The organism is Campylobacter showae (assembly GCF_963515975.1).
In the GTDB taxonomy this organism is placed as follows: domain Bacteria; phylum Campylobacterota; class Campylobacteria; order Campylobacterales; family Campylobacteraceae; genus Campylobacter_A; species Campylobacter_A showae_F.
In genome coordinates this window covers 1-5135 of sequence record NZ_CAUPZM010000043.1, presented here as the reverse complement: position 1 = coordinate 5135, position 5135 = coordinate 1, and the positions used below count along the sequence as shown (strand labels likewise).

At 43.6% G+C, this 5135-nt stretch carries 5 protein-coding genes and 1 pseudogene; 1 reads left to right on the top strand and 5 read right to left on the bottom strand.

The genetic code is table 11. The features are described from left to right. The 5 genes and pseudogenes from RWM02_RS10470 to RWM02_RS10450 form a co-directional block, all read right to left on the bottom strand. On the bottom strand, positions 1–527 hold a 527-nt coding region (locus RWM02_RS10470), incomplete at its 3' end, for a 1-(5-phosphoribosyl)-5-amino-4-imidazole-carboxylate carboxylase (protein ID WP_314072045.1). Next, positions 514–1293: an ATP-dependent sacrificial sulfur transferase LarE gene (gene larE / locus RWM02_RS10465; RefSeq protein WP_021085705.1), complete on the bottom strand. Its 780-nt coding sequence runs from the start codon at positions 1291–1293 to the stop codon at positions 514–516. The genes RWM02_RS10470 and larE, both read right to left, overlap by 14 nt. Next, positions 1265–2683, bottom strand: a complete 1419-nt coding sequence (larC, locus tag RWM02_RS10460) for a nickel pincer cofactor biosynthesis protein LarC (RefSeq protein WP_021085667.1) — start codon at positions 2681–2683, stop codon at positions 1265–1267. The genes larE and larC overlap by 29 nt, the downstream gene beginning before the upstream one ends. A 53-nt stretch (positions 2684–2736) precedes the next feature. Next, a pseudogene (locus RWM02_RS10455) lies at positions 2737–3627 on the bottom strand (lactate racemase domain-containing protein); the annotation flags it as partial. 156 nt (positions 3628–3783) lie between these two features. Next, the gene (locus RWM02_RS10450) at positions 3784–4503 is read right to left on the bottom strand and encodes a transposase (RefSeq protein ID WP_080656656.1); all 720 of its coding nucleotides are present in this window, start codon (positions 4501–4503) and stop codon (positions 3784–3786) included. 4 nt (positions 4504–4507) lie between these two features. Here RWM02_RS10450 and RWM02_RS10445 point away from each other — a divergent pair, with 4 nt between their 5' ends. Continuing rightward, positions 4508–4747 (top strand): restriction endonuclease, encoded by a 240-nt coding sequence (locus RWM02_RS10445; protein WP_080656657.1) that lies wholly within the window; start codon positions 4508–4510, stop codon positions 4745–4747. The last annotated feature ends 388 nt before the right edge of the window (positions 4748–5135 follow it).

Below are 5135 nucleotides of genomic sequence, written 5' to 3'. Positions count from 1 at the left end.
ATCACGACCTTTGCCCCGCGTATTTGCTCTAGATTTGCGATCAGCCTGTGCAGCCCAGCCACGCCCGCATCGCTAAATTTACGCGTGTCGTTGCCTAGAAATCTCGCCGTTTCGTACGCTTCCTCCACTACCGCGCCGTCGGCGGTGCCTGCGGAAACTATCGCGATGTAGCTTTGCGTGAGCGCGGGCTCTTTAAATTTGACGCTGATGACGCGGCCGCGAGCGTTAAACTCCACCTGCGGTAAGATTTCGCGCAGCCGCTCAAAAACCCGCTCGTTCGTGCGCGTGATTAGGATATTTTGCCCTCTCGCGCCGATCGCTTCTGCGATACGCAAAATTTCATCATCGGTCTTGCCCTCGCCGTAGATCACCTCGCCCGCGCCGTTTCGCAGGGCGCGCTGAGTGTCGATTTTGGCGCAGCCCACGTCGCTAAAAGGAAAATACCGTAAAAACTCTATCGCTTCGCGCTCGCTTTTTTCGCCCGATTTTACGGTACGGATGAAATTTAAAGCCTCATCTTTCGTCATTTAAAATCTCCCCGCGAAGCCCCTTTAAATCAAGCAAAATATCATACTCGCCAAGCGCGGCGATCTCGCGTACGACGGCGCTAAAATCTCCCGCGCAAAAGCGTCTAGTCTCGCTCGCACCCATTTGCAGCTTAAAGGCTTTGCCGTCAAATCGCGCGCGAACGTTTAAAAATCCGTGCGAGATTAGCAGATTTTCGGCTCGCTCCACGAGCGAAATTTCCTCCGCGGAAAACTCCCTATCGTGCGGTAAACGCGTCAGAAGGCACGCGTAGCTGGGCTTATCCGCGGTCGGCAGTCCAAGCTCGCGGCTAAGCTCTCTAATCTCTGATTTTTTGAGGCCTTTAAGCGGCGAAAGCACGCCAAGCTCGTCTTTTGCTTTAAGCCCCGGGCGGTATTCGCCAAGGTCGTCTAAGTTCGTACCGTCGGCGACATTTGTAAAGCCTAGATGTTTTGCCAGCTCGATTAACCGTGTAAAAACCGCCTTTTTACAGACGTAGCAGCGATCTTGCGGATTATTTTTTACCGCTTCGGGCGCTTCTAGCTCTAAAATTTCGTGCCTGATGCCGTAAGTACGGGTAAATTCCATCGCCTCTTTTATCTCGCGCCCCGACATATAGGGCGATTTTAGCGTGATAGCTACCGCGCGCCGGCCTAGCGTATCGGCGGCAACGCGCAACAGTAGCGAGCTATCCACGCCGCCGCTAAACGCTACGGCTAAATTTTCCAGCTTTTTTATATCATTTTTTAGAATTTCTAGTTTCGTCATATTTTTTTAAAGTCTCGTTTCTAACCTCGCGGATCGTCGTTTGAAATCTCTGCGCGGCTTTTTTGCAGTCCTCGAATTCGGGCTTGATTTTTAAAATTTCGGGGTAATCTCGGGCTAAATTTTCGTCCGTTAAATTTTGTTCGGCGTTAAAACCGCAAACTCGGCCGCGCGAAATTTTAAGCCTTATTTTGCCGTATTTAGTCTCTACCTCGCAAAACTCGCGCGCAAGCTCCGTTTTCCTCACGACGCACTCTCTAACTCCGATCGCCGTCGTATGCGCGAAAATTAGCCCCTTTATCCGCGCGGCGTCCTGCTTGCGGCACAGCGCGTTTAGCTCAAAGCCCGCGCGCCCCTTTTTCATAAAAATAGACCTGCTAAATACGTCCAGCGCGCCGCTATCTCGCAAAATATCGCACGCAAAGGCAAAGCTCTCGGCGTCCATGTCGTCGATATTAGTGGAGATTAAAATCCGCTCGCAAAGCTCGCCATAGCCGATCTGCACGCTCAAATTTGGCTCATCTCTCAAGCCTAAATCCTCGCTCGTTTCGCAAAGTATCACGCGAAGCGCGTTGGCAAAATCTGCGACGTCTTTATCGCCAGCGCCGTAGCCCGTGCTTAAAATTTTAAAATTTCGCGGCGACTCGCGGCGGTCTTGCTCCCTTAAATTTAGTGCGCAGGCCTTTAAAATAGCCGCTCCTGTGGGCGTAGTCATCTCGAAATTCGCTCGCCCTAGGCTTACTTGCGCGCCTTTTAAAATTTCGCAAACCGCAGGCGCCGGTACGGTCAGCCTGCCGTGAGCGCAGTGCGCAAAACCGCCGCCAAGCTCGATAGGCGAAGCAAAAATTTGCGGCGCACCCAAGGCCTCCAAGCAAATAGCCGCACCCACTACGTCCGCGATGCTGTCCGCGGCGCCCACTTCGTGGAAATGTACTTGCTCTGCGCTAGTGCCGTGGATTTTGGCCTCGGCCTGCGCGATAACGCTAAAAATTTCGCTTGCCGTTTTTTTTACGAAAGCGCTTAGGCTAGAACCCTCGATAAGCTCTAAAATTTGCGTGAAATTTCGCGGACGCGGATGGTTTTGGGCGGGCTTATCCGCTCTAAATTCGGCGCCGTGAATTTTGCCGTTTAAATTTTGACGCGGGCTAAATTTAGCGCCTAAGAGGCCAAGCGGAATTTGGCTCGGATTTGCCGCGCAAACGACGTCTATTTTGGTTGCAGAGATACCGCATTTTAGCACTTTGCGCTTGCGTAGGTAAAATTCGCTAGCTAAATTTAGCTTAGCAAGCTCGGCGCAAAGATAGCTAAAATCCGCGCCCAGATCCACCAGCGCGCCTAAATTCATATCGCCGCTAATACCGCAACTAGCATCATAGTATAAAATTTTAGCCATACTTAAACCTTAGGCACAGTCATAGAGCCAAACGGCAAGATGACTATTTTTGCGTCCGCACCCTTTTGCGCCTGATAAAGATCGACATCCATAGGATAAGGCGCTACCGAGATCACGATGTCGGCTTTTTGTGGGATATTTACGCAAAAGACCTCATCAGCCTTTTTCACGCAGTCATAAAAACTATCGTTTAGATCGCCAGCACTTGCGTAATAGACACCATGCTCGCTATCAAGCACTGTCTGTATAGAAAAGACATCGATGTTTGAAAGAACCTTCATCGCATCGATCATATCTTCATGCACAGGGTTGCCCTCAAGGCGCAGAGCCTGAGCGTCAGGACTAAGGGCTAGTTTGTGGTTTTGCGTGATGCTCTCGTATGAGGCAGTACCTGGCAAAAACGCCTTTCTACCGCCAGTGTAGCCTGCAAAATAGTGAGGCTCGACTGAACCTATGACGATCACTTTTTTAGCTTCAGCTACGATTTTGTTTAGATACATCTGCGTGCCGTTTTTGCTCTCGCCTAAAAAGACCATCTCATCGTGCTTTGAGTCGTGGTCATGAACCTCGTTTTTAGCTCTAATTTCAGGGTAAATTTCTTTAGAAAATATCATATTGTATTCATCTAGTGTCCCCTCTCTGTGGCAGCCGGTGGCGATGATGAAAATTTTATTTTTATCGCGAAGTTTTGGATAAATTTGCTTTAAAATTTTAGCAGTTGGCGTAGGCCTTGTGCCGTCATTTACGATGATAACGATCTTTTCATCGCCAGCGATAAACTCATCAAAGCTTTTTTGGTTTATTGGATTTGCCAGAGCCTTTGCGATGAGTGCCGTTTCGTCGAATTTAGCCACGGGGTTGGGGTTAAAAACTCCCAGTAAATTTTTTTCCGGAACGCTTAGGTCGATGATATCATCTTTGCCGTAGCGAATAGGAATTTGCACGTTTGCTCCTTAAGTATAATTATTAATTTTTTATCTTAGGATTATATATAAATTTTTCTTTTAAATGTATGTAAAAAGGGTATTCAATTTTTAAATTTATAGAGCGGATAAAATTTATTATGGTTCTTTGTCAATAGTGGGGGTGTAAAAACACCTCTATCTATTGCAAAGACGTAAATATATCAATTTTCTAAATCTTTCATAGTTTCTTAGTCCATAAGATACTCTTTTTATTACTTTCATTTTGTTGTTATTTCCTTCTACAAACCCATTGTTTATTTCATATTCTACTATATTTATTATCTCTTTTTTCCAACTTGTTATTGTATCTGCTAGTTTTATACTTTGCTTTATATTAAATACTCTCAATTTTTCAATTAATTGTTCTATTCTCCTTCTCATTGTCTTTACTGTCTTGCTCTCAAACATCTTGTAAAATTCTTTTATTATTCTATACATCTTTTTCAATGTCTTATCTACTTTTAATATCTCTTTTAATATTTCTTTTTGTCTTTGACTAAACTGACTTATTGGGCTTTTACTTAGTATTTTCCAATATTTTTTTAACTTCTTATACTTTTCATTGTCTTTGTTAAATAATTCTACTCTTAAATCTCTTAATGCCCATATCCCTTGTCTTATTACATGATATTTATCTGCTACTATTTGGGCCTGAACTATATTACTATTTATTACGCTTCTAAATGGCTTAAACATATCCATTACAACTACTTGTGGTTGTATTTCAAATTCGTTTATTATATTTTTTATTGTTTGTGAATGTCTATTTCTTAATATATCTACTAGTTTACGGTTTTTATCATACATCGCTAGCTGATATTTCTCTTTTTCTATATTTCCTTTAAATTCGTCTATATATATGACTGATGTATCTGGAGAGGTTTGTCTTTTTAGGGCGATTGCATTTTATGAGGGTGATATCAAGTACATTTATTTTGTCGCGGAGACTAAAGGGTCTATGAACTCTATGCAGCTTCGCCAAGTCGAAGAGTCCAAAATCCACTGCGCAAAGGAGCATTTTAAGGCTATAAGCAACGATAGCGTGGTCTATGACGTAGTGGATAGCTATAAATCACTACTGGATAAAGTTATGAGGTAAAAATTTATTGGGAAGTTAGGTCGCAATATAAAAGAGCCTGTGCAATATTCCAAAAATGGTTATTGTGCTGCTCCTTTTGAGGTAAAATTTGGCCACCATTTGTCAATATGAAAATCTGAGGTGATATTGCTTAAAACTCTACCAATAAAATACTCAGTGTGATGGAAAATCACAGTGACTGACTTAATCTTGCCAGTTTTAGTTCGAATTAAATTTAAATATACAATTATCTTAACCAAACCATCCTTGTAAATTTATATATATTGTAGTATTATACTCCTAAATATTTAAGGATAAAATACTATGTACATCAAACGAGCCGTAGCTGATGAGATAAAAGAGTATATGAAAAGCTTTCCTGTGCTTTTGATAAGCGGAGCTAGGCAAG